The organism is Neisseria bergeri, from assembly GCA_003044455.1.
Lineage (GTDB): Bacteria > Pseudomonadota > Gammaproteobacteria > Burkholderiales > Neisseriaceae > Neisseria > Neisseria bergeri.
The window spans coordinates 40,102-65,296 of sequence record POWY01000010.1; the positions used below are offsets into that span (position 1 = coordinate 40,102).

A 25,195-nucleotide genomic window follows, 5' to 3' on the forward strand; every position below is an offset into this window, starting at 1 on the left:
GTGTGTAAATGAATTGGTCTGATTTGAATTTGATGCCCGCACTGCCCGAAGTCGCGCTGCTGTCGCTGCTGGTGTTATTGTTGCTGGCAGACTTGTGGGTCAGTGATGACAAACGCCGTTGGACGCATTACGGCGCGTTGGCAACGGTGGCGGTTACGGCTGTGGTGCAGCTTGCCGTTTGGGAACAGGGCAGCACGTCTTCGTTCAACGGCATGTATATTGCAGACGGTATGTCGCGTTTGGCAAAAATGGTTTTATATGCCTTGACGTTTGCCCTGTTTGTTTATGCCAAGCCCTACAACCAAGTGCGCGGTATTTTCAAAGGCGAGTTTTACACCCTGTCGCTGTTTGCCCTCTTGGGCATGAGCGTGATGGTGAGCGCGGGGCATTTTTTAACTGCCTATATCGGTTTGGAACTCTTGTCGCTTGCCCTTTACGCCCTGATTGCCCTGCGCCGCGATTCCGGCTTTGCCGCCGAAGCCGCCTTGAAATATTTTGTTTTGGGCGCGCTGGCATCCGGCCTGCTGCTCTACGGTATTTCTATGGTTTACGGCGCAACCGGTTCGCTGGAATTTGCCGGCGTGCTCGCCTCTTCCTTCAATGAAGAAGCCAATGAATGGCTGTTGAAACTGGGTCTGGTGTTTATCGTCGTCGCCGTTGCGTTCAAACTCGGCGCGGTGCCGTTCCATATGTGGGTGCCCGACGTGTATCACGGCGCGCCCACTTCTGTTACCGCCTTGGTCGGCACTGCCCCGAAAGTCGCCGCCGTCGTTTTCGCTTTCCGCATCCTCGTTACCGGGCTGGGAACCGTGCATCATGACTGGTCTCTGATGTTTGCCCTGCTTGCCGCCGCCTCGCTGCTGGTCGGCAACCTTGCCGCCATCATGCAGACCAATATCAAACGTATGCTCGCCTATTCCACCGTATCGCATATGGGGTTTATCCTGCTGGCGTTTATGGCGGGCGCGGTCGGCTTTGCGGCGGGGCTGTATTACGCCATTACCTACGCGCTGATGGCGGCGGCAGGGTTCGGCGTGTTGATGGTGTTGTCGGACGGGGACAACGAGTGCGAAAACATCAGCGATTTGGCAGGGTTGAACCAACACCGCGTATGGCTTGCCTTTTTGATGCTGCTGGTTATGTTCTCTATGGCGGGCATTCCACCGCTGATGGGTTTTTACGCCAAATTCGGCGTGATTATGGCACTCTTGAAACAAGGCTATGTTTGGTTGTCTGTATTTGCCGTCATTATGTCGCTGATTGGTGCGTTCTACTATCTGCGCGTGGTCAAAGTCATGTATTTTGACGAATCCGGCCGCGCCCGTCCCACCGTCGGCGGCAACAATGCCGCAAAATTCCTTTTGAGCGTCAACGCGCTGCTGTTGGTGCTGTGGGGCATTATGCCGCAAACCGTTATCGACTGGTGCGCCAAGGCGTTGGAAAACACGCTGTAACCCGCCGCAACGGCAGCCGTGTCAGAGGCTGCCGTTTTTGTTAAGATATGCCGTTCCGCAACGCAGTTCAGACGGCATCGCCGCCGACAACGCCAAAACAGAAAGCCCGCCATGACCGCATCCATGTACATCCTTTTGCTGCTTGCCTTGATTTTTGCCAACGCCCCCTTCCTCACGACCAGGCTGTTCGGCATCGTACCGCTCAAGCGCAAACATTTCGGACACCACCTGATCGAGCTGGCGGCAGGTTTTGCGCTGACCGCCGTTCTTGCCTACATCCTCGAATCCCGTGCGGGAGCGGTACACAATCAGGGTTGGGAGTTTTACGCCACCGTCGTCTGCCTGTACCTCATTTTCGCCTTCCCGTGTTTCGTGCGGCGTTATTTTTGGCACACGCGCAACAGGGAATAGGCAGGCATAGAAATGCCGTCTGAAATCCTTTCAGACGGCATTTGTTTCATTCAAGTGTCGGCCGGCATTGCTGTGCCGGCACGTTTCAATCGGCGATATACGCCGGTTTCAATATTTGCGGGCGACTGCAAATTCTGCCAACTGCCGCAGGCGCAGGGCTTTGCCGCCGAAGGGTTCGAGCAGCGAGACTGCTTCGGCAACCAGTTTGTGTGCGTATGAGCGCGCCGCTTCCAAGCCCATCAGTTTTACATAAGTCGGCTTGTCGTTGTCTGCATCTTTGCCCGCCGTTTTGCCCAAAGTCGCCGTGTCCGCTTCACAATCCAACACATCGTCAATGACTTGGAACGCCAGCCCCAGTTTTGCCGCGTAAGCGTCCAATACGGCAAGTTCCGCGTCGGACAGATCGGGACACGCCGTCGCCCCCAATAAAACCGCCGCACGGATTAGCGCACCCGTTTTCAGGCTGTGCATCTGTTCCAAATCGGCTTGAACCATTTGTTTGCCGACATTCGCCAAATCGATTGCCTGACCGCCCGCCATACCTGCGCTGCCGCCTGCTTTCGCCAACACCGACAACATCGCCAACTGGCGTGTGGCGGGCAGTTCTGTCGGACGGCTCAACACGTCGAAGGCTTGGGTTTGCAAAGCGTCGCCGGTCAGTAGCGCGGTGGCTTCGCCATATTTGATGTGGCAGGTCGGTTTGCCGCGCCGCAGGCTGTCGTTGTCCATCGCCGGCATATCGTCGTGAACCAAAGAATAGACGTGAATCATTTCGATTGCCGCCATTGCCTGTCCGACCGCATCCGCCACGGCCCCGCCCAATTCCGAAGCCGCCAGCACCAGCATCGGGCGCAGACGCTTGCCGCCGTCCAAAGCCGCATAGCGCATCGCTTCGTGCAGCGTGTGCGGGATTTCGTTTTCAGACGGCAAAAAGCGTTCCAGCAGCAGCTCTGTTTGCGCCTGCGTCCTAAGCTGCCACGTTTTCAAATCATTCGTCGGATTCAAGGTTCAACTCCTTCAGCCCGTCCGCATCCAAAACCTGTAATTTCTGTTCGACTTGGGCCAGCTTGGTTTGGCAGTACCTGACCAGCTCGTTGCCTTCCTGATAGGCGGCAAGCGCGTCTTCCAAGGGCATTTCGCCCTGCATAGACTGCGTCAGCGATTCAAGTCGAGACAATGCCTCTTCAAACGATTTCGGGGCGTTTTTCTTCATCGTATTTCCTTTTCGGTTGAAACCCCGTCCTTTAGGGCGGCAGGATCAGACTTTATTTGGGAGGGGAGTACCCCTTCAAAATCAGGACGATACATAGGGCGGTGCTTTATGTGCCGTCCTGTGTGTTGGAACATAGTTTCGGGTGTTCCGGTAAAAAGCGGATTGTAGCATTTTTGCAAAACGGATGCCGTCTGAAACCCGAATCCGGCTTCAGACGGCATTTTTTCCGCCCGGGCGGCAAGGCGTTACCCGAGCAGTTCGTCGGTGATGCCCTGCAAAAAGGCGAGGCGTTCGGGATGTGCCGCCCCGGTTCCGGCGGCGGCTTTGAAGGCGCAGCCGGGTTCGGCGCGGTGGGTGCAGTTGTGGAAGCGGCATTGCCCGACAAGGTGGCGGAAATCGGGGAAATAGCGTGGCAAATCGGCGGCTTGGAGGTGGTGCAGGCCGAATTCTTGCAAACCGGGGGAGTCGATTAATTGGGTTGCTTCGTTTAAATCGTAAAGCTGGGCGTGGGTGGTGGTGTGTTTGCCAGAATCGAGCGCGGTGGAGATGTCGCCGGTGCGGGCGGTTTGGCTGCCCAAAAGGGCGTTGGTCAGGGTGGATTTGCCCATACCGCTCTGCCCGAGCAGGATGTTGCTGTGCCCTTGCAGGACGGGGCGCAGGCTGTCGGCGTTTTCCAGCGCGCGGGTTTCGATGACGGGATAACCCAGCGTTTCGTAGAATTTGAGTTTTTCGCGCCAAAGGGCGGTTTCGGGCAGGTCGGCTTTGTTCAGGACGATGACGGCGCGGATGCCGGCGGCTTCGGCGGCAAGCAGGGCGCGCTGTAGCAGCCGCATGCTCGGACTCGGGACGGCGGCGGTTACGATGAGGAGTTGGGTAACGTTGGCGGCGATGAGTTTGGTTTTCCACGCGTCTTGGCGGTAGAGCAGGCTTTGGCGCGGTAAAAAATCTTCAATCACAACTTGTTCGGCGTTGACGGGGCTGATGCGGACGCGGTCGCCGCAGGCGAAATCGACGCGTTTTTTGCGGGTGCTGGCTTCGTAGGTTGTGCCGTCGGGCGTGCGGACGATGTAGCGGCGGCCGTAGCCGGCGGTAATTTGGGAGGTGTCGTTCATGGTTTCTTTGGGGTTGGGTGTGGAAATGCCGTCTGAAAACGGGTGTTCAGACGGCATCGGTTCAGTCATGCTGCCACTCGACGTGTTCGCTGAGGAAACCGCCGCTCTGGTGCGCCCAGAGTTTGGCGTAAAGCCCGCGTTTTTCGAGGAGTTCGGCGTGTGTGCCTTCTTCGATGATGCGGCCTTTGTCGAGGACGACGAGCCTGTCCATCGCGGCAATGGTGGAGAGGCGGTGGGCGATGGCAATGACGGTTTTGCCGTCCATCATTTTGTCGAGGCTTTCTTGGATGGCGGCTTCGACTTCGGAGTCGAGCGCGCTGGTGGCTTCATCGAGCAGCAGAATCGGCGCATCTTTGAGCATGACGCGCGCGATGGCGATGCGCTGGCGTTGACCGCCGGAGAGTTTCACGCCGCGTTCGCCAACATACGCGTCGTAGCCGCGCCGTCCTTTGGCATCGGAAAGGTTAGGGATGAAATCAGCGGCTTCGGCGCGTTCGGCGGCGGAAATCATTTCGGCATCAGTTGCATCGGGGCGACCATAGATAATGTTGTCGCGCACGGAACGGTGCAGCAGCGAGGTGTCTTGCGTGACCAAACCGATTTGGGCGCGCAGGCTTTCTTGGGTCACGCTGTCCACGGTTTGGCCGTCGATCGAAATCGTGCCGCTTTGCGGTTCGTAGAAGCGTAAAAGCAGGTTGACGATGGTGGATTTGCCCGCGCCGCTGCGTCCGATCAAGCCGACTTTTTCGCCCGGTCGGATGGTAAGGTTGAAGCCGTTGAGCAGCGGTTTGCCTGCTTCGTAGCAAAAATCGACGTGTTCGAACTTGATTTCGCCTTGCGACACTTTCAACGGCAGGGCGTTTGGCTTGTCGAGGATGGTGTGCGGTTTGGACAGGGTCGCCATGCCGTCGCCGACGGTGCCGATGTTTTCAAACAATCGGGCGGATTCCCACATGATGTATTGCGACAAACCGTTGACGCGCAACGCCATCGCGGTGGCGGTAGCAACCGCGCCGACGCCGACTTGCCCGTGATACCAAAGCCAGATGCCCAGAGCGGTCGTGCAGGCGGTCAGCGAGCTGTTGACGATGAAGCTGCAGGTGTGCAGAAGCGTCGCCAAACGCATTTGGGCGTGTACCGTCACCATAAATTCTTCCATCGACTGCTTGGCGTAGGCCGCTTCGCGCGCGCCGTGGGAGAAGAGTTTGACGGTGGTGATATTGGAATAGGCATCGGTAATGCGGCCGGTCATTAGCGAGCGCGCATCCGCCTGACGCGCGGCGGTTTTGCCGAGCTTGGGAATCAGGAAACGCATAATCAGGGTGAATCCAATCATCCAGCCGATAAAGGGCAGCAGCAGCCAGCCGTCGAACGAAATCAGAATCACGCCGGACGTGATGAAATACACCAGCACATACACGACCATGTCGGCAACCGTCATCACCACGTCGCGCAACGCCAGCGCGGTCTGCATGACTTTGGCGGACACGCGTCCTGCAAATTCGTCCTGATAGAAGCCGAGGCTCTGTCCCAGCATCAGGCGATGGAAGTTCCAGCGCAGGCGCATGGGGAACACGCCTTGCAGGGTTTGCAGGCGCACGTTGGACGCGAGGAAGGTCCAGAGGGCGAAAAATACCATCATCGCCGCCATCGCCGCCAAAGCCCAGCCTTTTTCGGCAAACAGGGTTGCGGGCGTGTATTTGCCGAGCCAGTCCACGACTTTGCCCATAAATTGAAACAGCAGGGCTTCCATGATGCCGATGCCTGCGGTAAATGCTGCCAAAACGGCAATCCATTTGCGCAAGCCCCTGATGTTGCTCCAGATAAACCGCCACAGTCCTTTTTCAGGCGTTTTCGGCGCGGCTTCTGGATAAGGGTCGATTCGGGACTCGAACCAGGAAAATATTTTGTTCAACATTGTTTTCGATTTCGGTAAAACAGTTTCAGACGGCATCAAACACAATGCCGTCTGAAAGGAAGGACAATAACGCCATTTTACGGGAAAAGCCGTCGGGAAGACAGCGCGGGGCGGAAACGCAGGGTTTCGGCAGGCAAACGCCGCGCCGCCTTCAGACGGCATTATTTCAGCAGGTTTTTTAAGGCAAGGCGCACGCCTTCGCCCACGTCCGTCCCCTTCGGAACGCCTTTGACCGCCGCTTTTGCTTCGCGTTCGCTGTAACCCAGCGCAAGCAGCGTGCTGACGATGTCTTCCGTTTCGTCGGCGGCGGGTGCGGCGGCAAACAGCCCGTCTGTTACCGTATGCGCGACCAGCTTGCCGCGCAGTTCCAAAACCATACGTTCGGCGGTTTTTTTGCCGATTCCCGGGGCGGAGGAGAGGCGTTTCACGTCTTCTTCGGCAACCGCCCGCGCCAGTTCGTCGGCAGTCATCGCCGACAAAATGCCCAAAGCCGTTTTCGCGCCGATGCCGCCGACCTTGATCAGTTGGCGGAAGGTCTTGCGTTCTTCCGCAGTGGCAAAACCAAATAAAAGATGTGCGTCTTCCCGAATGATAAGCTGGGTAAACAGTTGTACGCTTTCACCCACGGGCGGCAGGTTGTAGAAGGTCTGCATCGATACGTCGGCCTCATAGCCGACACCGTTGACATCGATGACGATTTGCGGAGGGTTTTTTTCAACCAGTTTGCCGGTCAGTCTGCTGATCATGTGTGCCGAATCCTGAAGTGTCGGGTGCAAAATGCCGTCTGAAACCGGTTCGGGCTTCAGACGGCACGGATTGTATCAAATTCAGTCGTCGCGGCGGGAGGAAATCACGCGGCCGGTGCGGGCATCGACAACGACTTTGTATTCCTGTCCGTTTTTGACGATTTCGACATCATAGTGCGGACGGTCGTCGTCGTGTTCGAGATCGATGTCGGTGATTTTGCCGCCGACGCGTGCCAACGCTGCTTTTTCGGCTTGGGCGCGGCTGATGATTTTGTCTTGTTTGTTGTGTTGGTGTGCGGCGTGTCCGTGGTCGTCATCGCCATGTCCGTCGTGGTGGGCGAGCGCGGGTGCGGAAATGCCCAGCAGTGCGGTTGCGGCGGCGGTCAAGAGAAGGTGTTTGAAGTTCATATTTTGCCCTTGTAAATCAGGGGTTGGAAAATGGGGATATTAATAAGGTATCAAATAACCGTCAACCGGCGGTCAGTACCGCCCGAACCATACCGCGCGCCTGCGCTTCGGCCTCGGCGGCGCGTTCCTGCGAGGCAAACGGGCCCATTTTGACGACGTATTCGTAACGGTGTTTTTCAACCGAGAGGTTCGGGCTTGATGATGAAGCGGCGAAGTTTTGGGCGGCATGGTTCAGATATGCCTGTGCTTCGCGTTCCGTACCGAAGGATTTCAAGTCGATGAAGATGTCTTTGTTTTCGGCAGTCGGTGAGGATTTACCCGGGACAATCTGTTCGATTTTGACATGTGCCGTACCTTGGCTGACAAAGCCCAATTGTTGGGCCGCCGCTTTGGATACGTCGATGATGCGGTTGCTGTGGAAGGGACCGCGGTCGTTGATGCGGACGACGACGCTTTTCCCGTTACGGGTATTGGTTACGCGGACGTAGCTGGGAATGGGCAGTGTTTTGTGTGCGGCGGTGAAGGCGTTCATGTCGTATCGTTCCCCGCCGGAAGTTTTGCGGCCGTGAAATCTGCCGCCATACCATGAGGCGTTGCCGGTTTGCGTGAACTCGGCGATTTGGTTTTTCGGCGTGTAGCGTTTTCCGGCGACTTTGTAGCTGCGGTTGGCGGAGGCGTGCAGTTTTTCTGCCTTGACCACTGCGTCGGCGGATGCCGTCTGAAGGGAATGTATGCCGAATGCGGCGGTGAGGAGGAAAAGGGTTTTTCGGGTTAAAGTCAAAACGTGTTCCGTTCTTGAGTTGAAGACGAATGGGCATCATGCCCTACGGACACGTTCCGAACCGCCGCACGCTGCGGACGGCGGTTCGGAATGTATCCGAACGGTTTTCAGACGGCATGAACCTGCGTTCAAACGCCGCCTGCGTAACCGTGTTGCCGCCATGCTTCAAAGAGAATCACGGCGACGGTGTTGGAAAGGTTCATACTCCGGCTGCCGGGCTGCATGGGCAGGCGGATTTTTTGCGCGGCGGGCAGGCTGTCGAGAATGTCGGCAGGCAGTCCGCGCGTTTCCGGCCCGAACAATAAAACGTCGCCTTTTTGAAACGCGGTTTCATCGGGGCGCGCCGTGCCTTTGGTGGTCAGTGCGAAAATGCGCCTGCCTGCGAGTGCCTTGAGGCAGTCGTCGAAGTTTTCGTGCACCGTCAGGCTGGCGAACTCGTGGTAGTCGAGCCCGGCGCGTTTCATTTTGGCGGAATCCAATGGGAAGCCGAGCGGTTTGACAAGGTGCAAATCCGCGCCGGTATTGGCGCACAGGCGGATGATGTTGCCTGTGTTCGGGGGGATTTCCGGTTGGTATAAAACGATGGTAAACATAAATATCAATCACTTATAGGCGCGTAACCTTGCCACAAGGCGGATGGGGTGTCAAAAAATTTAGTTATTTTTTCATTGGCGTGCGTGCCAGCGTCCAGCAGCAGATTCGGTTCGCGCCCGATTTTTTCAGTGTCTTTGCCAATTCGTCCAGCGTCGCGCCGGTGGTAAAGACATCGTCGATTAACAGAATATTACAGTTTTCCGGTATCGGCGTGCGGATTTCAAAGGCATTTTTGATGTTTTTCAGTCGGTCGCTGCCTTTAAGCGTGCTTTGCGGCGGGCGGTGGTGTCGGAATACGGTGTGTCGGGGCAGTATCCGCCAGCCGTAGCGTTGTGCCAACAACCCGACGATGCTTTCACTTTGGTTGAAGCCGCGTTGCAACAGCCGCTCCCTGCTTAGCGGTACGGGCAGGACGAAATCGAAACATTCGTCTGCAAGCCGGTCGGGCGGATTCTGCATCATCAGGTCTGCCAGCGGCTGCACCATGCCCAAATCAGCCAAGTGCTTCAGCGCGCGTATCATGTTGCTGACGGGCGGTTCGTAATGCAGCGATGCCCACATCCGGTCGAATGCGGGCGGTTTTCTTTGGCAAATGCCGCACGCTGATCCGCCTTGGATGTGTCTGAAACACAGGGGGCAGCTGTTTGCCGCGTCGGTGCGGTATGCCGCCAAATCCGCCGCGCAGCCGGCGCAGATGCCGTCTGAAACGTCTGATGAATCGTGGCATAATACGCAGTGTCTGACTGCTGCCGCGTCTGCGATGCGCCGCCAACAAGAGAGAAAATTCATGCCTGATGCCGTCAAAAAAGTTTACCTGATACACGGGTGGGGGGCGAACCGCCATGTGTTCGACGACCTGATGCCCCGTCTGCCTGCGGAATGGGCGGTGTGCGCACCCGATTTGCCCGGACACGGCGACGCGCCCTTTGTGCAACACTTCGATATTGAGGCAGCCGCCGACGCGGTTGCCGCACAAATCGATACGCCGGCCGACATTCTCGGCTGGTCGCTCGGCGGATTGGTTGCGCTGTATCTGGCGGCCCGCCATCCCGGAAAAGTCCGTTCGCTCTGCCTGACGGCGAGTTTCGCCCGACTGATGGCTGACGAAGACTATCCCGAAGGGCTTGCCGCGCCTGCACTGGGCAAAATGGTCGGTGCGTTCCGTTTGGATTATGCCAAACATATCAAACAGTTTCTACAACTCCAGCTTCTGCACACGCCTGATGCCGCCGAAATCATCGGCAGAATCCTGCCCGATTTGGCACAGTGCGGCACGCCTCAAGCCTTACAGGAAGCTTTGAACGCGGCGGAAAGGGCGGATGCGCGGCATTTGTTGGACAAGATAGATGTTCCGGTACTGCTGGTGTTCGGCGGCAAAGACGCGATTACGCCGCCGCGCATGGGTGAATATCTGCACCGCCGTTTGAAGGGCAGCAGGTTGGTTGTGATGGAAAAGGCGGCGCATGCGCCGTTTTTGAGCCACGCGGAAGCGTTTGCCGCGCTGTACCGCGACTTTGTTGAAGGGGTTTGAGATGAACCATCAGGACGCACGCTGGCAGGTTCACCGCCATCTTGCCGAACATGCCGACCAACGGCTGACACTCGTCCGCAACGCGCCCAAGCATATCCTGCTTGCCGGGGCGGATGCGGACATCAGCCGCAGCCTGCTGGCGAAACGCTATCCGCAGGCGGTATTTGAAGAATACGATTCCCGTGCGGATTTTTTGGCGGCGGCTGCCGCCGCCCGCAAAGGCGGTTTTTGGCAAAGGTTTACGGGTAAGGGCGTGGTGCAACACTGCCAATCCCCGACCGCGCCGCTGCCTGAAGCGTGTGCCGATATGTTGTGGTCGAATCTCGGACTGTTGGCGGCGGAACAAATCCTTCCCGTGCTGCAAAATTGGGCGCGCGCGCTGAAGACGGACGGACTGCTGTTTTTCACCTGCTTCGGGCGAGATACCTTGGCGGAACTGAAATGCCGTCTGAAAGAAAACGGTATTGAGAGCCGCAGCGCGCTTTTCCCCGATATGCATGACTTGGGCGATATGCTTGCTGAAAACGGCTTTTACGACCCCGTTACCGATACGGCGAAGCTGGTGTTGGATTACAAAAAGGCGGAAACGTTTTGGGCGGATATGGACACGCTGGGCATCTGGCGGGCAATGGCGTGGAACGATGAAAACGCCGCGCGTTCGTGTGTCGGGACAATATTTGAACGGGAAGGTGGTTTGAGTATTACGCTGGAAACAGTGTACGGACACGCCGTGAAAAAACTGATGCTGCCGCAAGGGGAGAACGTGGTGCAGTTTTTTCCGAAGAATGGCTTAACTAATCCATCAGTAAAAGAAGGGATAAGGGTAAATAAATGAATGAGTTAAATGGAAGGATTTTATCAGTAAAGGGGCTTTTCTTCATATATGACGAAACGGATCTTGATATTGATGTCCAACGTCCCGATGAAATACAGTTTGATTTGGAAGGGATCCCTGTTTTATTTAAGTGTAATGGCAGCGAACCGAATCTGTCTTATGAAATCAACAAGGAAGCTGAAAACGTATCTTTAGGTAGTTATGGAGAGCTTAAAATATTCGATTTAACCGATTTTGATTTTTTTGGTTTCCTTAAAGATGAAGACCTATTGGAAATGAGAAAACTATATCTTGATGATGATGAAATCGGGTTTCGGCTAATTTTTTCCCAATCAGTGTTGAATATGATTAATTGGGGAGATGAATTTTTTTTGTTTAAAAACTTACCCGAATTTTTAATAAATGAAAATCTCCATGAATAAAAATTTAGGGGCTGTACTAGATAAGATGATGTGCAGATGCCGTCTGAAGCCGTCTGAAGCCGTTTCCAGGTTTCAGACGGCATATGTCTGTGAAAACCGATAGAAATAAAGGAAATGCCGATGTATGCCGATGCCGGAGACGTATATTGCGTCTATAACATCAGACTGAAGCAGTACACTGCCTGCCAGGTTACCCGAGTTGAAGAACATGGTGGCAAAAAAACACATGCAACCCTGCTGGCTTTGGACTGGCAGGGCAACAAACCGCTTGGGGCGGCGGAGCTGGCGGATTTGAAACCGCTTTACAAAGACTTTATGTATTGGGAACGCGGTCTGCACATGTATAAGGCAAGTGCTGTCGTGCCAACGGGATATGTACGGGTTGGGAATACCGCGCCGCTGGTCGGCGAAGACACGCAGCGGTATGCCTCTTTTTGGGGCGACGGCTACGACGTGTACCGTCAGTTGAGATGGCAGCAGATACCCGAAAAACAGAGAAAGGCATTCAAAAAAGCCGCCAAAAGCAAAAAGACCGTGATGTTTGCCGGACGGGAATACGGCATATCCAAACAGAATTTGAGCGATGTTTGGGATGATTTTGAAGACGCGATGGAACTGAAGACGTTTCCCTGCCTGTCTTCGCTGTTTCTGACCAAATGGCATAAAAATCTATATGAATATCTGGAGGAATATCCGTTTATCACCCGATTGTGTCTGGAAAACCACGGTCAGACCGTGCTGGATTTCAGCAATACGCGCATAACCGACCTTTCTGTCGATATGACCGGCGTGGAATCGCTTTATCTGAACGAAGGCTTGGACAGCCTGAACCTGAAAGGCGAAATCAAGGAAAACTGCAAGGTCTATACCGCCGAAAAGGGCGCGGGTCTGATTTTGGAAGTGGGCAAAAGCGTTCCCAAAGTGCGGGGTTTGGAAAACCTGACCGCCGTCAACGTCATGGGCATTGCCGATTTCGATATGCAAAACCTGTCGGAAACGTATCCCAAGCTCAAAACCATACGGCTGTGGGGCAAACCGGGCAATATCGCCAATTTTTCCGCCGTATCGGGATTTGAGGATTTGGAAGTGTTCACTACCGTAGATTTGTTCGGTTTCGGCGCGGACGACATCCCGCATCCCAACCGGCTGCCGAAGCTGCACAGGCTGTGGATGAGCAGCCTGCCCGAAGAGGCAGCGAAGGCAGTGAAGAAACTTTATAAGAAACGGAAGGAAGACGGTCTAGACCTGTGGATAGAAAAAGCCCGAAAACCCGAATGGCTGGCGCAAAATTTCGACAACCCCTTCCGCGATTGGGACGGCGCGGAGCATATCCCGAAAAGCCAAGCCAAAAAAGCGGCGGAGCTGTACCGGAAAACCCGTGCCGGCGTGGTCAAACTGCTCGGCAATCCGCCTGAAAATATAGGAGAGGAGCTGGCAGAGGCGGTCAAAGCCTATACCGGAGGTTTCAACAAAATGGACAAAAAACTCTTTATCGACACGGTAGAACGGGAAGATATTGCCGAGGCGTTGGAAACGATATTGAACCTGATACCGGAGGGATTTTGTACTGACAAGGAAAAACTGTTTGAAATATTTGATAAAAACAGGAATTTTTAAATAGAGGCAATGCCGTCTGAAACGGAAGCGTTCAGACGGCATTTTATCTGGCGTGGTATTTCGTGCCTGCATTGTACAATGCAACACAGGTTATTGATGTAACCTGTGTTTTTCTTTTTGCAGACAAGATTTGGAGAGAGTGATGTTGAAAAAGGAGATGATAACCGCAGGCATTTTAGGATGGATGGTCTGCAGCAGTTCCGGTTATACCGCAACAATCAGACATGAGAAGAAGATTCCAAGGCAGCAACATTTGAAGACAGTAAAACAAGTTAGGATAAATAAAGAAGAAACAGCACGGCAAGCATTCTATGCTGAACTGCAAGCCGATATGCTGCGACAACAGCTTTTAAAGCAACAACAGGAGTATTTTGCACAACAGCAGGAAGAGCAGCAACGAAGGTATCAAGCTGAATTGCAGATACTTGAACAGCAGCGTCTTGAACGTGAAAGTCAAGAAAGGCAACAGGCGTGGATAAATTTAGGTAATACTATCCAACAGTCTGCCAACAGTTTGGCAAATACTTTTAGAGATAATGCGGTAATGATGAATAATATGAGCAATCAAATGATGATAAACAATCAGCAGATGATGCAGAATTGGGCTCCGAATCGTGGAGGTTCGGTAAATTGTTATAATTTGGGCAGTATTACGCGCTGTAATTATTGACTGGAAAATCATCTGAAACGGCATTCCGTTCCAACACCGCCAACACCGCCGCACCGTAACGTGCGGCTTTTTCTTCGCCCACGCCATATACGGCGGCAAGCTCCGCCAAACCTTCCGGCTGTTTGGCGGCAATGGCGCGCAGGGCGGCTTTGCTGAGAATGCGGTAGGGTTCGGACTGTTCGTGTTTTGCCGTTTCGTTGCACCATTGAATCAGGGCGCGCATCAGGCGGCGTTTGCGTTTGGCGGTTTCATCGATGCCGTCTGAAAACGGACGGCAGACGGCGAGGATGTCCCGTCCGTATTTGGCGGCGCGTACGCTGCCCAAGCCGTGCACGCCTTCGAGGTCGGTTTCGGTTTCGGGCGTGACGGCAAGCATATCGGCAAGGCTTTCGTCGGAGAGGACGGCATGCAGGGCGCAGTTTTCCGCCCTTGCCTGTTCATACCGCCAGGCTTCGAGTTTTTGACGCAGTTGTTGTTCGCGTTCGGTTTGCGGACGGATGACCGCGTCGCGGCCAAAGTCGGCGGCGTTGCGGCAGACTTCGAGGATGCCGTGTCCGAAACGTTCGGTTTTGGCTTCGCCCAAGCCGTAGATGTCGTGCAGACCGTTGAGGTCTTGCGGCATTTTTTCGACAAGGTCGCGCAGGGTTTTGTCGCCGAAAATCATATAGGCGGGGATGCCTTCGGCTTCTGCCTGTTTCATACGCCAAACGCGCAATGCCTGCCACAGGCGTTCTTCGCGTTCGGTACGCAGCCAGTTGTCTTTGAGGGTGCGGACGGCGGGCTTGTCGCGCTTGAGCGGACGCAGCATCACTTCGGTTTCTCCTTTGAGGACTTTTTTGGCAGCTTCGGTCAGTTGCAATGCCTGATATCGGGCAATGTTGACGGTGAGGTAGCCGAGGCTGATGCACTGGCGGATGACGCTGCGCCATTCTTTGTCGGACAACTCCGTACCGATGCCGAAGGTGGACAGTTGTTCGTGCCGGTTGCCGCGTATCCAATCGTCGCTTTTGCCGCGCAAAAGGTTGGTGATGTAACCGGCGGCAAAACGTTGTCCGGCGCGGTACACGCAGCTGAGTAATTTTTGCACCAACACCGTGCCGTCAAACCGCACAGGCGGATGCAGGCAGTTGTCGCAATGGCCGCAGGGTTCGGATTCTTCGCCGAAATGTTTGAGCAGCAGTACGCGGCGGCAGGCGGCGGTTTCGCAGACGGCAAGCATGGCATCGAGTTTTTGCATTTCGATTTGCTTTTGCACCTCGTCGCTGTTGCCCTCGGCAATCCGTTCGCGCAGCAACACCCAATCGTTCAAACCGTAACACAGCCAGCTCACGGCTGGCAGCCCGTCCCGGCCGGCGCGCCCCGATTCCTGATAGAAATGTTCGACACTCTGGGGCATATCGAGATGGGCGACAAAGCGCACGTCGGGTTTGTCTATGCCCATGCCGAACGCCACGGTCGCCACCACAATAATATTGTCTTCATGCGTAAATCGGCGTTGGTTTTCCTCGCGCACGTCCATGCTCAAACCGGCATGATACGGAATCGCCTCCAAGCCGTTTTCACACAAAAACTGCGCCACATCTTCCACCTTTTTGCGGCTTAGACAATACACAATGCCGCTTTGCCCATGCATCTGCTTGCGGATGAAATCCAGCAATTGTTTTTTACCATTATTTTTTTCGATAACCTGATAATAAATATTCGGGCGGTCAAAGCTGGAGACAAATTCGGGCGCATTGTCCAAGTGCAGATAATGCTTGATGTCGGCGCGCGTGGCCGCATCGGCGGTAGCAGTCAGGGCGATGCGCGGGACGTTCGGATAGCGTTTGGCAAGCATGCCGAGCTGTTGATATTCGGGGCGGAAATCGTGTCCCCATTGGCTGACGCAATGCGCCTCATCAATGGCAAACAGGCTGACGGTTTGTTGGTCGAGAAAACGCAAAAAGCGGTCGGTAACCAAGCGTTCCGGCGCGACATAAAGCAGTTTCAGACGGCCTTGGGCAAGCTTGTCGGCAATCTCGCGCGCTTCGTCTGCCGATGTGCCGCTGTTGACTGCCGCCGCTTCAATCCCGGCCACATGCAGGCTGGCCACTTGGTCGTTCATCAACGCAATCAGCGGCGATACGACAACCGCCACGCCTTCGCGCATCAGTGCGGGAATCTGGTAACACAAAGACTTGCCGCCGCCCGTCGGCATCAGCACCGTCAAACTCCTGCCGCCTGCCAAAGCATTGACGATAGCCTCCTGCCTGCCGCGAAATTCGGGATAACCGAATACTTCGTGCAAAATCTGTTTGGCGGTGGGTCGGTGCGTCATTGTTCCGTGTCCGGTAAAGGGTGTTGGTCGGTCGGCGGCAATATGCCGTCTGAAATCGGGATTTAGAAGAGTTTGCCCACTTCCGCCTCAATATCGCCGGCACGCATAAACGTTTCGCCGATCAGGAAGGTGTGCACGCCGCGCGCCCGCATAAATTCCACATCCGCCTTACCCGTAATGCCGCTTTCGGTAACGACGGTTTTGCCTTCCAGCGCGGGCAGCAGCGACAGGGTTTGGTCGAGGGAGACTTCAAAAGTCCTCAGGTTGCGGTTGTTTACACCCCACAACGGCGTGGTCAGGTTGCGGCATTTTTCCAATTCGGTTTCGTCGTGCAGCTCGAGCAGGACGGTCATGCCCAATTCGTGCGCTACCGCTTCAAAGCGTTCCAATTGTCCCTGTTCCAGTGCGGCGGCAATCAGCAGGACGGCATCCGCCCCCCAGGCGCGCGCCTGATAAACCTGATATTCGTCGATGATGAAGTCTTTACGCAGCACGGGCAGCGATACGGCTTCGCGCGCCTGTTTGAGGTATTCGGGCGAACCTTGGAAATAGGGTTCGTCGGTCAGTACGGACAAACACGCCGCTCCGGCGTTTTCATAGGCGCGGGCAATCTCGGCAGGGCGGAAGTCGGGGCGGATTAATCCCTTGCTCGGGCTTGCCTTTTTGATTTCGGCAATGACGGCGGGCAGGTTTAGGCGGTGTTTGCCGCGTATCGAATCGATGAAGCTGCGGACGGGCGGCGCGTTTTCGGCAAGCGTGCGGATGTGTTCGGGGGAAACGGCGGCTTTTTGGGCGGCAACTTCCTGTGCTTTGGTGGCAAGGATTTTATTGAGGATGTCGGTCATATCGGGTTCCGTATTCGTTTGGGGGAAGGGAATATTAGCATCAAACCGTTAACGACTGTTTGTGCGGAAGCTGTCGAAATAGGACAGGACGGTTTGCGGCAGCCATTGCAGGTGCAGCCTGCCGCCGGTGCTGCTGACAAAGCCGACATGGCCACCGTGTGCCGGTTGGAACAGGGTAACGGCTTCGGACACTTCGTCTGCGCGGGGCAGCACTTCGGGCGGCAGGAAGGGGTCGTTGGCGGCGTTGAGCAGTAGTAGCGGTTTGGCAACGTGTTTGAGCAGCGGTTTGCAGGAAGTTTGGCGGTAGTAGTCGTGCCGATCGGCAAAGCCGTGCAGCGGTGCGGTGAAGCGGTCGTCAAACTCGCCCAGTGTTTTGCACCCTGCGGCAAATGCTGTCTGAAAACCTTGGAGCGACCGTGCTTTGGGTATCAGGGTACGGAGGAAGTAGCGCGTGTAGAGCAGCCGCGTGATGCCGCTGTCGAAGCGTCTGCCTGCCGCCTCTGCATCGACGGGTGCGGAGATGGCGGCGGCGGCTTGCGGCAGCGCGTTTTCGCCCCGTTCGCCCAAATATTTTGCCAGCGCGTTGCCGCCCAGCGATACGCCGACGGCGTATATTTCCCGGTAACGCGCGGCGAGCGTGTCCAAAGCAAAGGCGATTTCGGCAGTATCGCCCAAGTGGTAGAACACCGGGGCGGTGTTGGCAATGCCGCCGCAGCTGCGGAAATGGACGACTGCGCCGTTCCAACCGCGATCGCGTACCGCGAGCATCAGTTCGACCGCGTAATGACTGCCACTGCTTCCTTCCAAACCGTGAAACAGCACGACCAGCGGCGCGTCGGGCGAAATGCCGTCTGAAAAGTCGTAGGCGACTTTGGTTTTACCCGTGCTGTCGGGAAGCAGCTCGCGGCGGTATACGGGCGTGGGGCGTTGCAGGAATTTGGCGGCAATCGTGTCGGCATTGCCGTTGCGGAGGAAAAAGGGCGTGTCCGGCGGTGTCAGAATCATAAGGTATCGGTTTTCTTGTTTTTCAGACGGCATTGATGATGCGGCAGCCCGTCCGGCCGGTGCGGACGTGGAGGATGCGCGCCCGAATATAGGCGTGGAAAAAGCGTTTGCCGGCAAAAGGCGGCGCACCGGTCAGCTTTCCACGCGTTTGAAATGGCGCGGACGGAAGCCCAAAGCCGCCAGAGATGCGAAATACAGTCCGCCGCCGACGGCAATCAGGATGCAGAGCTGCCCCGCTTTCCGCATTCCGCCGGCGTGCGCCCATTCAAACGGCAGGCAAGCCTGCGCCGCCCACAGTCCTCCGCACATTACGGCGAGCGCGAGCAGCATTTTCGCCAAGAACGCCACCCAACCCTTGCCGGGCCGGTAAATGCCGTGTTTGCGTAACAGGAAGAACAACAATCCGGCATTGATGCACGCGCCCAAGCTGATGGCGAGCGAAAGTCCGGCGTGTTTCAACGGGCCGATAAAGGCGAGGTTCATCAACTGCGTGCAGATAAGCGTGAACACGGCGATTTTGACGGGCGTTTTGATGTTTTGCCGCGCATAGAAGCCGGGTGCCAACACTTTAATCATGATCAAACCGATTAAACCGAAAGAATAGGCAATCAGCGCATGTTGCGTCATCTGCGCGTCAAACAGCGTAAATTCGCGGTACATAAACAAGGTTGCCACCAGCGGGAACGACAACACCGCCAGTCCGACCGCCGCTGGCAGGGTCAGCAGCATGCACAGGCGCAAACCCCAGTCGAGCAGGGCGGAAAACTGTTCCGTATCTTGGTTTGCCGAGTGTTTGGACAAAGTCGGCAGCAAAATCGTACCGAGTGCCGCCCCCAGCACGCCGCTGGGCAGCTCCATCATGCGGTCGGCGTAATACATCCATGAAACGCTGCCCGATTGCAGATAAGACGCGAAAATCGTGTTGATAACCAAAGAAATCTGCGCCACGCTCACGCCCAGAATCGCAGGCGCCATCTGTTTCATGACGCGGTTGACCGCCGCATCTTTGAAATTCAGTTTGGGCAGTTTCAAAAAACCCAGTTTCGCCAGCCAGGGCAGTTGGAAGCCGAGTTGCAAAATGCCGCCGACAAAGACCGCCCAAGCCAGCGCGGTAACGGGCGGATCGAAATACGGCACGAAAAACAGCGCAAATACGATAAACGACACGTTCAGGAACGTGGGCGTAAACGCCGGAATGCTGAATTTATGATAGGAGTTGAGTACCGAGCCGACAAAAGAGGAAAGTGAAATCAATAAGATATAGGGGAACGTAATCCGCAGCAAATCGATGGAGAGCTGAAACTTATCGGCATCTTTGGCAAAACCGGGTGCGGAAACATAAATCACCCAAGGTGCGGCAAGTATGCCCAGCGCGGTAACGACGATCAGCACAAACGACAGCATCCCTGCAACGTGGCGGACAAACGCCTCCGTCGCCTCTTTAGAACGCGTTTCCTTGTATTCCGCCAAAATCGGCACGAACGCTTGGGCAAACGCCCCTTCCGCAAACACGCGGCGAAGCAGGTTGGGCAGTTTGAACGCGACAAAAAACGCATCCGTCGCCATGCCCGCGCCGAATGCGCGCGCAATGACCGTATCGCGCACAAATCCCAAAACGCGCGACACCATCGTCAGGCTGCCGACTTTTGCCAAAGCTCCCAGCATATTCATCATTGTTCCTCAACAGTCGTACCCGTTTGGGGCAACGGCGCGTATTGTACGACAGAAACCGCTTCAGACGGCATCGGGTTTGATGCCGTCTGAAGCGGTTTCCCGAAACGAAAGCTTCCTTTTCCGGCGGCAAACTGTATCAACACGCGGAAATGCAATAAAATAGCCGGATTCCGATTGATTTCCAATCATCCATTTCCAACATCACGGAGAGCCGTATGAAATCCAGACACCTCGCCCTTGCCGTTGCCGCCCTGTTCGCCCTTGCCGCGTGCGACAGCAAAGTCCAAACCAGCGTCCCCGCCGACAGCGCGCCTGCCGCTTCGGCAGCCGCCGCCCCCGCCGGACTGGTCGAAGGGCAAAACTACACCGTCCTTGCCAACCCGATTCCGCAACAGCAGGCAGGCAAAGTCGAAGTGCTCGAATTTTTCGGCTACTTCTGCCCGCACTGCGCCCACCTCGAACCTGTTTTGAGCAAACACGCTAAGTCTTTTAAAGACGATATGTACCTGCGTACCGAGCACGTCGTCTGGCAGAAAGAAATGCTGCCGCTGGCACGCCTCGCCGCCGCCGTCGATATGGCTGCCGCCGACAGCAAAGATGTGGCGAACAGCCATATTTTCGATGCGATGGTCAACCAAAAAATCAAGCTGCAAAATCCGGAAGTCCTCAAAAAATGGCTGGGCGAACAAACCGCCTTTGACGGCAAAAAAGTCCTTGCCGCCTACGAATCCCCCGAAAGCCAGGCGCGCGCCGACAAAATGCAGGAGCTGACCGAAACCTTCCAAATCGACGGCACGCCCACGGTTATCGTCGGCGGCAAATATAAAGTCGAATTTGCCGACTGGGAATCCGGTATGCACACCATCGACCTTTTGGCGGACAAAGTGCGCGAAGAACAAAAAGCCGCGCAGTAAGCCTATCTGAAAAATGCCGTCTGAACCCGATTTCAGGTTCAGACGGCATTTTTAGTTTCAAGCGTTCGGAGGGCTGTTTCTTAGAACGTGAAACCCGTTTCCAGTTCTTCATCGCCGACCAATTCGACCAAGAGCGCGTAGAGTGGGGCAAGTTCGGCATAACGGCGCGATACGCGGCGCAGATAGTTTAAGAAACGCGGAATTTCGGGACGGTATTTGTCTTTGCCGTCGCGGTAGTACAGGCGTGCGAAGATGCCTGCAACCTTCAAGTGCCGCTGCACGCCCATCCATTCGAACCAGCGGTAAAACTCGTCAAACGTCTCGGGGACGGGCAGGCCGGCAGCCCGCGCCTTTTCCCAGTAGCGGATAACCAAGTCCAAGACAAACTCTTCTTCCCATTCGATAAAGGCATCGCGCAACAGCGACACCAAATCGTAGGAAATCGGGCCGTAAAGCGCGTCTTGAAAGTCTAAAACGCCCGGCCTGCCGCGCGTCAGCATCAGGTTGCGGACGATAAAGTCGCGGTGCACATAGACTTTGGGCTGCGCCAACAGGGGCGGCAGCAGCGTATCGATAGTCTGCTGCCAAAGTCGGCGTTGTTTGAATGTTAATTTGCGTCCCAATTCTTTTGCGACAAACCATTCCGGGAACAGGTTGATTTCGCGCAGCATCGTTTCACGGTCATATTCGGGCAAAACCCCTTCACGGCTTGCCTTCTGCAATTCGACCAGCTCGCCGATGGCCTCCAGCAGCAGCGCTTTGTGCGCCGTTTCGCCCTGTTCCTGAAGCATCGCGGTTAAAAACGTCGTATTGCCCAAGTCGTTCAATGCCACAAACCCCAAATCCGTGTCCGCGTGCAATATCTGCGGTACATTGACCATGTCAAACAGTTTCTGCACTTTCAAATAAGGTGCGACACTCATCTTGTCGGGCGGCGCATCCATGCAGACGACGCTGCTGCCGTCTGAAAACGTTGCACGGAAATAGCGGCGGAAATCAGCATCCGCCGCCGCAAAGGCCAGTTCGAAATTGCGGTCGGGATAGACGGTCTGAAGCCAATTTTTCAGTTCGGTTTGTCGTTGCATAACAGTACTAAAGCATTTCAGGTTACAATAAACGTTATTCTAACTGGCAAACCGACTTGAGGGGCGATTTTGGCTCGTTTATTTTCACTCAAACCACTGGTGCTGGCACTGGGCCTCTGCTTCGGCACGCATTGCGCCGCCGATACCGTTGCGGCGGAAGAGGCGGACGGGCGTGTCGCAGAAGGCGGTGCGCAGGGCGCGTCCGAATCCGTACAAGCTTCCGATTTGACCCTCGGTTCGACCTGCCTGTTTTGCAGCAACGAAAGCGGCAGCCCCGAGAGAACCGAAGCCGCCGTCCGGAGCAGCGGCGAAGCATCCATCCCCGAAGACTATACGCGCATTGTTGCCGACAGGATGGAAGGACAGTCGCAGGTGCAGGTGCGCGCGGAAGGAAGCGTTATCATCGAACGGGACGGCGCAGTTCTCAATACTGATTGGGCGGATTACGACCAGTCGGGCGACACCGTTACCGCAGGCGACCGGTTCGCCCTCCAACAGGACGGTACGCTGATTCGGGGCGAAACCCTGACCTACAATCTCGAGCAGCAGACCGGCGAAGCGCGCAACGTCCGTATGGAAACCGAACAAGGCGGACGGCGGCTGCAAAGCGTCAGCCGCACCGCCGAAATGTTGGGTGAAGGGCATTACAAACTGACGGAAACCCAATTCAACACCTGTTCCACAGGCGATGCCAGCTGGTATATCAAGGCCGCTTCCGTCGAAGCCGATCAGGAACAGGGTGTGGGCGTTGCCAAGCATGCCTCGTTCGTATTCGGAGGCGTTCCCCTTTTCTATACGCCTTGGGCGGACTTCCCGCTTGACGGCAACCGCAAAAGCGGTCTGCTCGTTCCCTCCCTGTCCACCGGTTCAGACGGCATTTCCCTTTCCGTTCCCTATTATTTCAACCTTGCCCCCAACTTCGATGCCACTTTCGCCCCCGGCATTATCGGCGAACGCGGCGCGACGTTTGACGGACAGGTCCGCTACCTGCGTCCCGATTACAGCGGACAGACCGACCTGACCTGGCTGCCGCACGATAAGAAAAGCGGCAGGAACAACCGCTATCAGGCAAAATGGCAGCACCGGCACGATATTTCCGATACACTTCAGGCGGGTGTCGATTTCAACCAAGTCTCCGACAGAGGCTACTACCGCGACTTTTACGGCAGCGAAGAAATCGCCGGCAACGTCAACCTCAACCGACGCGTATGGCTGGATTACAGCAGCAAGGCGGCTGGCGGCATTTTGAACGTCGGATTGTCGGCACAAAAATACCAGACGCTGGCAAACCAAAACGGCTACAAAGACAAACCGTATGCCCTGATGCCGCGCCTTTCTGCCGATTGGCATAAAAACGCAGGCAGGGCGCAAATCGGCGTGTCCGCACAATTTACCCGCTTCAGCCACGACAGCCGCCAAGACGGCAGCCGCCTCGTCGTCTATCCCGACATCAAATGGGATTTCAGCAACAGCTGGGGCTACGTCCGTCCCAAACTCGGACTGCACGCCACCTATTACAGCCTCAACCGCTTCAGCAGCCAAGAAGCCCGACGCGTCAGCCGCACTCTGCCCATCGTCAATATCGACAGCGGCATGACCTTCGAACGCAATACGCGGATGTTCGGCGGCGGAGTCCTGCAAACCCTCGAGCCGCGCCTGTTCTACAACTACATTCCTGCCAAATCCCAAAACGACCTGCCTAATTTCGATTCGTCGGAAAGCAGTTTCGGCTACGGGCAGCTCTTCCGCGAAAACCTCTATTACGGCAACGACCGCATCAACGCCGCCAACAGCCTTTCCGCCGCCGTGCAGAGCCGTATTTTGGACGGCGCGACGGGGGAGGAGCGTTTCCGCGCCGGCATCGGTCAGAAATTCTATTTCAAGGATGATGCGGTGATGCTTGACGGCAGCGTCGGCAAAAACCCGCGCAGCCGTTCCGACTGGGTGGCATTCGCCTCCGGCGGCATCGGCAGCCGCTTCATCCTCGACAGCAGCATCCACTACAACCAAAACGACAAACGCGCCGAGAACTACGCCGTCGGTGCAAGTTACCGTCCCGCACAGGGCAAAGTGCTGAACGCCCGCTACAAATACGGGCGCAACGAAAAAATCTACCTGAAGTCCGACGGTTCCTATTTTTACGACAAACTCAGCCAGCTCGACCTGTCCGCACAATGGCCGCTGACGCGCAACCTGTCTGCCGTCGTCCGCTACAACTACGGTTTTGAAGCCAAAAAACCGATAGAAATGCTTGCCGGTGCAGAATACAAAAGCAGTTGCGGCTGCTGGGGCGCGGGCGTGTACGCCCAACGTTACGTTACCGGCGAAAACACCTACAAAAACGCCGTCTTCCTCACCCTGCAATTAAAAGACTTGAGCAATGTCGGCAAAAACCCCGCAGACAGGATGGATGTCGCCGTTCCCGGCTACATCCCCGCCCACTCTCTTTCCGCCGGACGCAACAAACGCCCCTGACCGTCGGAAACCCGGCAGGAGCACCGTTCCTGCACAAGACGGCATTCCACCGACAACCCCAAACCCGCCATCAAAGGCAGGATTCAAAAGATAAGGAAAGAATGATGAAAATCAAAGCCCTGATGATTGCCGCCGCATTGCTGGCAGCAGCCGATGTCCACGCCGCACCGCAAAAGGCAAAAACCGCACCTGCCAAAGCGGTCAAAGCTGCCGCCACGGCGCAAAAAGAAGCCGCACCCGCACAACAGCAGGGCGGTATCCGCTTTTCAGACGGCATTGCCGCCGTTGCCGACAACGAAGTCATCACCAACCGCCGGCTTGCCGAAGCCGTTGCCGAAGCCGAAGCCACCCTGCCCAAAGACGCACAGATAAGCGAATCCGAGCTGTCTAGACAGGTGCTGATGCAGCTTGTCAACCAATCCCTGATTGTACAGGCGGGCAAACGCCGCAATATCCAAGCGACCGAAGCCGAAATCGATGCCGTCGTCGCACAAAATCCCGCCCTCAAAAACCTCAGCCCCGCCCAACGCCGCGAGCTTGCCGACAACATCATTGCCGAAAAAGTCCGCCAGCAGGCAGTGATGCAAAACAGCCGCGTGAGCGAAGCTGAAATTGATGCCTTCCTCGAGCAGGCGCAAAAACAAGGCGTTACCCTGCCCGAAGGCGAGCCGATGCGCCAATACCGCGCCCAACACATCCTGATTAAGGCCGACAGCGAAAACGCCGCCGTCGGTGCAGAAAGCACCATCCGCAAAATCTACGGAGAGGCTCGCAACGGCACGGATTTCGCAGGTTTGGCACGCCGATATTCCCAAGACGCAAGCGCGGGTAACGGAGGCGATTTGGGCTGGTTTGCCGACGGCGTGATGGTTCCCGCCTTTGAAGAGGCCATCCACAAGCTCAAACCCGGCCAGGTTGGCGCGCCCGTACGCACCCAGTTCGGCTGGCACATCATCAAGCTGAACGAAGTACGCGAGGCGGGCACGCCTCAGGAACGCGTCCGCAACGCCGTGCGCCAGTATATTTTCCAACAGAAGGCGGAGCGTGCGACCGCCGACCTGTTGCGCGACCTGCATTCTGGCGCGTATGTCGACATCCGCTGAAACAGTTTGAATCAAAAAGCCATACCGATCGGCAAAAATCCGGGCGGTATGGCTTTTTGGATTTC

General features: G+C 55.9%; 26 protein-coding genes. 11 read left to right on the plus strand and 15 right to left on the minus strand.

Annotated features, from left to right (window positions below):
* The first annotated feature begins 8 nt into the window (after nucleotides 1-8).
* Together nuoN and DBY86_RS09665 are read left to right on the plus strand one after the other, a co-directional pair.
* Nucleotides 9-1,454 (plus strand): NADH-quinone oxidoreductase subunit NuoN, encoded by a 1,446-nt coding sequence (nuoN, locus tag DBY86_RS09660; RefSeq protein ID WP_107819814.1) that lies wholly within the window; start codon nucleotides 9-11, stop codon nucleotides 1,452-1,454.
* Between the two features lie 111 nt (nucleotides 1,455-1,565).
* Complete coding sequence (locus DBY86_RS09665; protein ID WP_107819815.1) at nucleotides 1,566-1,865, plus strand: DUF2818 family protein; 300 nt, start codon at nucleotides 1,566-1,568, stop codon at nucleotides 1,863-1,865.
* A 108-nt stretch (nucleotides 1,866-1,973) separates the two neighbouring features.
* On the opposite strand, the gene DBY86_RS09670 is transcribed toward DBY86_RS09665, so the two are convergent.
* The 4 genes from DBY86_RS09670 to DBY86_RS09690 all read right to left on the minus strand — a co-directional run bounded on the left by DBY86_RS09670 (nucleotide 1,974) and on the right by DBY86_RS09690 (nucleotide 6,108).
* Complete coding sequence (locus DBY86_RS09670) at nucleotides 1,974-2,870, minus strand: polyprenyl synthetase family protein (protein WP_107819816.1); 897 nt, start codon at nucleotides 2,868-2,870, stop codon at nucleotides 1,974-1,976.
* Nucleotides 2,854-3,078, minus strand: coding sequence for an exodeoxyribonuclease VII small subunit (locus tag DBY86_RS09675; RefSeq protein WP_002228918.1), 225 nt, complete (start codon nucleotides 3,076-3,078; stop codon nucleotides 2,854-2,856). The genes DBY86_RS09670 and DBY86_RS09675 overlap by 17 nt, the downstream gene beginning before the upstream one ends.
* Before the next feature lie 245 nt (nucleotides 3,079-3,323).
* Nucleotides 3,324-4,247 (minus strand): ribosome small subunit-dependent GTPase A, encoded by a 924-nt coding sequence (rsgA, locus tag DBY86_RS09685; RefSeq protein WP_107819818.1) that lies wholly within the window; start codon nucleotides 4,245-4,247, stop codon nucleotides 3,324-3,326.
* Nucleotides 4,248-4,251: 4 nt separating this feature from the next.
* Complete coding sequence (locus DBY86_RS09690; protein WP_107819847.1) at nucleotides 4,252-6,108, minus strand: ABC transporter ATP-binding protein; 1,857 nt, start codon at nucleotides 6,106-6,108, stop codon at nucleotides 4,252-4,254.
* Nucleotides 6,109-6,152: 44 nt separating this feature from the next.
* On the opposite strand from DBY86_RS09690, the gene DBY86_RS13410 reads away from it, so the two are divergent.
* Nucleotides 6,153-6,290 carry a hypothetical protein gene (locus tag DBY86_RS13410; protein WP_199901087.1) on the plus strand — a complete coding sequence of 46 codons (138 nt, stop codon included), beginning with the start codon at nucleotides 6,153-6,155 and terminating at the stop codon, nucleotides 6,288-6,290.
* Here DBY86_RS13410 and ruvA read toward each other — a convergent pair.
* The 5 genes from ruvA to DBY86_RS09725 form a co-directional block, all read right to left on the minus strand.
* Nucleotides 6,270-6,854: a Holliday junction branch migration protein RuvA gene (gene ruvA, locus DBY86_RS09700; protein WP_002228925.1), complete on the minus strand. Its 585-nt coding sequence runs from the start codon at nucleotides 6,852-6,854 to the stop codon at nucleotides 6,270-6,272. The genes DBY86_RS13410 and ruvA overlap by 21 nt on opposite strands.
* An 81-nt stretch (nucleotides 6,855-6,935) precedes the next feature.
* Nucleotides 6,936-7,262 carry a PepSY domain-containing protein gene (locus DBY86_RS09705; protein WP_107819819.1) on the minus strand — a complete coding sequence of 109 codons (327 nt, stop codon included), beginning with the start codon at nucleotides 7,260-7,262 and terminating at the stop codon, nucleotides 6,936-6,938.
* A gap of 61 nt (nucleotides 7,263-7,323) precedes the next feature.
* Nucleotides 7,324-8,043, minus strand: a complete 720-nt coding sequence (locus DBY86_RS09710) for a septal ring lytic transglycosylase RlpA family protein (protein WP_107819820.1) — start codon at nucleotides 8,041-8,043, stop codon at nucleotides 7,324-7,326.
* Nucleotides 8,044-8,171: 128 nt separating this feature from the next.
* A complete protein-coding gene (trmL, locus tag DBY86_RS09720) occupies nucleotides 8,172-8,636 on the minus strand; it encodes a tRNA (uridine(34)/cytosine(34)/5-carboxymethylaminomethyluridine(34)-2'-O)-methyltransferase TrmL (RefSeq protein WP_002218664.1) in 465 nt (154 codons plus the stop codon).
* A 64-nt stretch (nucleotides 8,637-8,700) separates the two neighbouring features.
* The gene (locus tag DBY86_RS09725; RefSeq protein ID WP_107819849.1) at nucleotides 8,701-9,426 is read right to left on the minus strand and encodes a ComF family protein; all 726 of its coding nucleotides are present in this window, start codon (nucleotides 9,424-9,426) and stop codon (nucleotides 8,701-8,703) included.
* Between DBY86_RS09725 and bioH the strand changes: the two genes are divergently transcribed.
* The 5 genes from bioH (at nucleotide 9,425) to DBY86_RS09755 (ending at nucleotide 13,712) form a co-directional block, all read left to right on the plus strand.
* The gene (bioH, locus tag DBY86_RS09730) at nucleotides 9,425-10,168 is read left to right on the plus strand and encodes a pimeloyl-ACP methyl ester esterase BioH (RefSeq protein ID WP_300905472.1); all 744 of its coding nucleotides are present in this window, start codon (nucleotides 9,425-9,427) and stop codon (nucleotides 10,166-10,168) included. The genes DBY86_RS09725 and bioH overlap by 2 nt on opposite strands.
* A gap of 1 nt (nucleotide 10,169) precedes the next feature.
* Nucleotides 10,170-11,003, plus strand: a complete 834-nt coding sequence (locus DBY86_RS09735; RefSeq protein WP_107819821.1) for a methyltransferase — start codon at nucleotides 10,170-10,172, stop codon at nucleotides 11,001-11,003.
* A complete protein-coding gene (locus tag DBY86_RS09740) occupies nucleotides 11,000-11,425 on the plus strand; it encodes a hypothetical protein (protein ID WP_002231633.1) in 426 nt (141 codons plus the stop codon). Before DBY86_RS09735 ends, DBY86_RS09740 begins: the two co-directional genes overlap by 4 nt.
* 114 nt (nucleotides 11,426-11,539) lie before the next feature.
* On the plus strand, nucleotides 11,540-13,042 hold the full coding sequence (locus tag DBY86_RS09750) for a gliding motility protein (RefSeq protein ID WP_234403432.1): 1,503 nt from the start codon (nucleotides 11,540-11,542) through the stop codon (nucleotides 13,040-13,042).
* A gap of 142 nt (nucleotides 13,043-13,184) precedes the next feature.
* Nucleotides 13,185-13,712 (plus strand): hypothetical protein, encoded by a 528-nt coding sequence (locus DBY86_RS09755; RefSeq protein ID WP_107819823.1) that lies wholly within the window; start codon nucleotides 13,185-13,187, stop codon nucleotides 13,710-13,712.
* On the opposite strand, the gene recQ is transcribed toward DBY86_RS09755, so the two are convergent.
* The 5 genes from recQ to DBY86_RS09780 form a co-directional block, all read right to left on the minus strand.
* A complete protein-coding gene (gene recQ, locus DBY86_RS09760; RefSeq protein WP_107819824.1) occupies nucleotides 13,693-16,029 on the minus strand; it encodes a DNA helicase RecQ in 2,337 nt (778 codons plus the stop codon). The two genes, DBY86_RS09755 and recQ, sit on opposite strands and share 20 nt — an antisense overlap.
* A gap of 62 nt (nucleotides 16,030-16,091) precedes the next feature.
* Complete coding sequence (trpC, locus tag DBY86_RS09765) at nucleotides 16,092-16,874, minus strand: indole-3-glycerol phosphate synthase TrpC (RefSeq protein ID WP_107819825.1); 783 nt, start codon at nucleotides 16,872-16,874, stop codon at nucleotides 16,092-16,094.
* 48 nt (nucleotides 16,875-16,922) lie between these two features.
* Nucleotides 16,923-17,879 carry a YheT family hydrolase gene (locus tag DBY86_RS09770; protein ID WP_107819850.1) on the minus strand — a complete coding sequence of 319 codons (957 nt, stop codon included), beginning with the start codon at nucleotides 17,877-17,879 and terminating at the stop codon, nucleotides 16,923-16,925.
* Nucleotides 17,880-18,011: 132 nt separating this feature from the next.
* A complete protein-coding gene (gene murJ / locus DBY86_RS09775) occupies nucleotides 18,012-19,550 on the minus strand; it encodes a murein biosynthesis integral membrane protein MurJ (protein WP_107819826.1) in 1,539 nt (512 codons plus the stop codon).
* Nucleotides 19,550-19,738, minus strand: a complete 189-nt coding sequence (locus DBY86_RS09780; protein WP_033913749.1) for a hypothetical protein — start codon at nucleotides 19,736-19,738, stop codon at nucleotides 19,550-19,552. Before DBY86_RS09780 ends, murJ begins: the two co-directional genes overlap by 1 nt.
* 30 nt (nucleotides 19,739-19,768) lie before the next feature.
* Between DBY86_RS09780 and DBY86_RS09785 the strand changes: the two genes are divergently transcribed.
* Nucleotides 19,769-20,467, plus strand: coding sequence for a thiol:disulfide interchange protein DsbA/DsbL (locus DBY86_RS09785; RefSeq protein WP_107819827.1), 699 nt, complete (start codon nucleotides 19,769-19,771; stop codon nucleotides 20,465-20,467).
* Between the two features lie 80 nt (nucleotides 20,468-20,547).
* Here DBY86_RS09785 and amgK read toward each other — a convergent pair whose 3' ends face one another.
* Nucleotides 20,548-21,552, minus strand: coding sequence for an N-acetylmuramate/N-acetylglucosamine kinase AmgK (amgK, locus tag DBY86_RS09790; protein ID WP_107819828.1), 1,005 nt, complete (start codon nucleotides 21,550-21,552; stop codon nucleotides 20,548-20,550).
* A 69-nt stretch (nucleotides 21,553-21,621) separates the two neighbouring features.
* On the opposite strand from amgK, the gene DBY86_RS09795 reads away from it, so the two are divergent.
* Complete coding sequence (locus tag DBY86_RS09795; protein WP_107819829.1) at nucleotides 21,622-24,027, plus strand: LPS-assembly protein LptD; 2,406 nt, start codon at nucleotides 21,622-21,624, stop codon at nucleotides 24,025-24,027.
* A gap of 101 nt (nucleotides 24,028-24,128) precedes the next feature.
* Complete coding sequence (locus DBY86_RS09800; RefSeq protein ID WP_107819830.1) at nucleotides 24,129-25,130, plus strand: peptidylprolyl isomerase; 1,002 nt, start codon at nucleotides 24,129-24,131, stop codon at nucleotides 25,128-25,130.
* Nucleotides 25,131-25,195: the final 65 nt, after the last annotated feature.

Bases quoted from the DNA above. Each gene is read 5' to 3' on its own strand.
- trmL (WP_002218664.1), bottom strand. From the start codon at position 8,636: ATGTTTACCATCGTTTTATACCAACCGGAAATCCCCCCGAACACAGGC.
- DBY86_RS09675 (WP_002228918.1), bottom strand. From the start codon at position 3,078: ATGAAGAAAAACGCCCCGAAATCGTTTGAAGAGGCATTGTCTCGACTT.
- DBY86_RS09785 (WP_107819827.1), top strand. From the start codon at position 19,769: ATGAAATCCAGACACCTCGCCCTTGCCGTTGCCGCCCTGTTCGCCCTT.
- DBY86_RS09800 (WP_107819830.1), top strand. From the start codon at position 24,129: ATGATGAAAATCAAAGCCCTGATGATTGCCGCCGCATTGCTGGCAGCA.
- ruvA (WP_002228925.1), bottom strand. From the start codon at position 6,854: ATGATCAGCAGACTGACCGGCAAACTGGTTGAAAAAAACCCTCCGCAA.
- rsgA (WP_107819818.1), bottom strand. From the start codon at position 4,247: ATGCCGTCTGAACACCCGTTTTCAGACGGCATTTCCACACCCAACCCC.
- trpC (WP_107819825.1), bottom strand. From the start codon at position 16,874: ATGACCGACATCCTCAATAAAATCCTTGCCACCAAAGCACAGGAAGTT.
- recQ (WP_107819824.1), bottom strand. From the start codon at position 16,029: ATGACGCACCGACCCACCGCCAAACAGATTTTGCACGAAGTATTCGGT.
- DBY86_RS09705 (WP_107819819.1), bottom strand. From the start codon at position 7,262: ATGAACTTCAAACACCTTCTCTTGACCGCCGCCGCAACCGCACTGCTG.
- DBY86_RS09755 (WP_107819823.1), top strand. From the start codon at position 13,185: ATGTTGAAAAAGGAGATGATAACCGCAGGCATTTTAGGATGGATGGTC.
- bioH (WP_300905472.1), top strand. From the start codon at position 9,425: ATGCCTGATGCCGTCAAAAAAGTTTACCTGATACACGGGTGGGGGGCG.
- DBY86_RS09725 (WP_107819849.1), bottom strand. From the start codon at position 9,426: ATGAATTTTCTCTCTTGTTGGCGGCGCATCGCAGACGCGGCAGCAGTC.
- amgK (WP_107819828.1), bottom strand. From the start codon at position 21,552: ATGCAACGACAAACCGAACTGAAAAATTGGCTTCAGACCGTCTATCCC.
- nuoN (WP_107819814.1), top strand. From the start codon at position 9: ATGAATTGGTCTGATTTGAATTTGATGCCCGCACTGCCCGAAGTCGCG.
- DBY86_RS09750 (WP_234403432.1), top strand. From the start codon at position 11,540: ATGCCGATGTATGCCGATGCCGGAGACGTATATTGCGTCTATAACATC.
- murJ (WP_107819826.1), bottom strand. From the start codon at position 19,550: ATGAATATGCTGGGAGCTTTGGCAAAAGTCGGCAGCCTGACGATGGTG.
- DBY86_RS09665 (WP_107819815.1), top strand. From the start codon at position 1,566: ATGACCGCATCCATGTACATCCTTTTGCTGCTTGCCTTGATTTTTGCC.
- DBY86_RS13410 (WP_199901087.1), top strand. From the start codon at position 6,153: ATGCCGTCTGAAAGGAAGGACAATAACGCCATTTTACGGGAAAAGCCG.
- DBY86_RS09740 (WP_002231633.1), top strand. From the start codon at position 11,000: ATGAATGAGTTAAATGGAAGGATTTTATCAGTAAAGGGGCTTTTCTTC.
- DBY86_RS09690 (WP_107819847.1), bottom strand. From the start codon at position 6,108: ATGTTGAACAAAATATTTTCCTGGTTCGAGTCCCGAATCGACCCTTAT.
- DBY86_RS09735 (WP_107819821.1), top strand. From the start codon at position 10,170: ATGAACCATCAGGACGCACGCTGGCAGGTTCACCGCCATCTTGCCGAA.
- DBY86_RS09770 (WP_107819850.1), bottom strand. From the start codon at position 17,879: ATGATTCTGACACCGCCGGACACGCCCTTTTTCCTCCGCAACGGCAAT.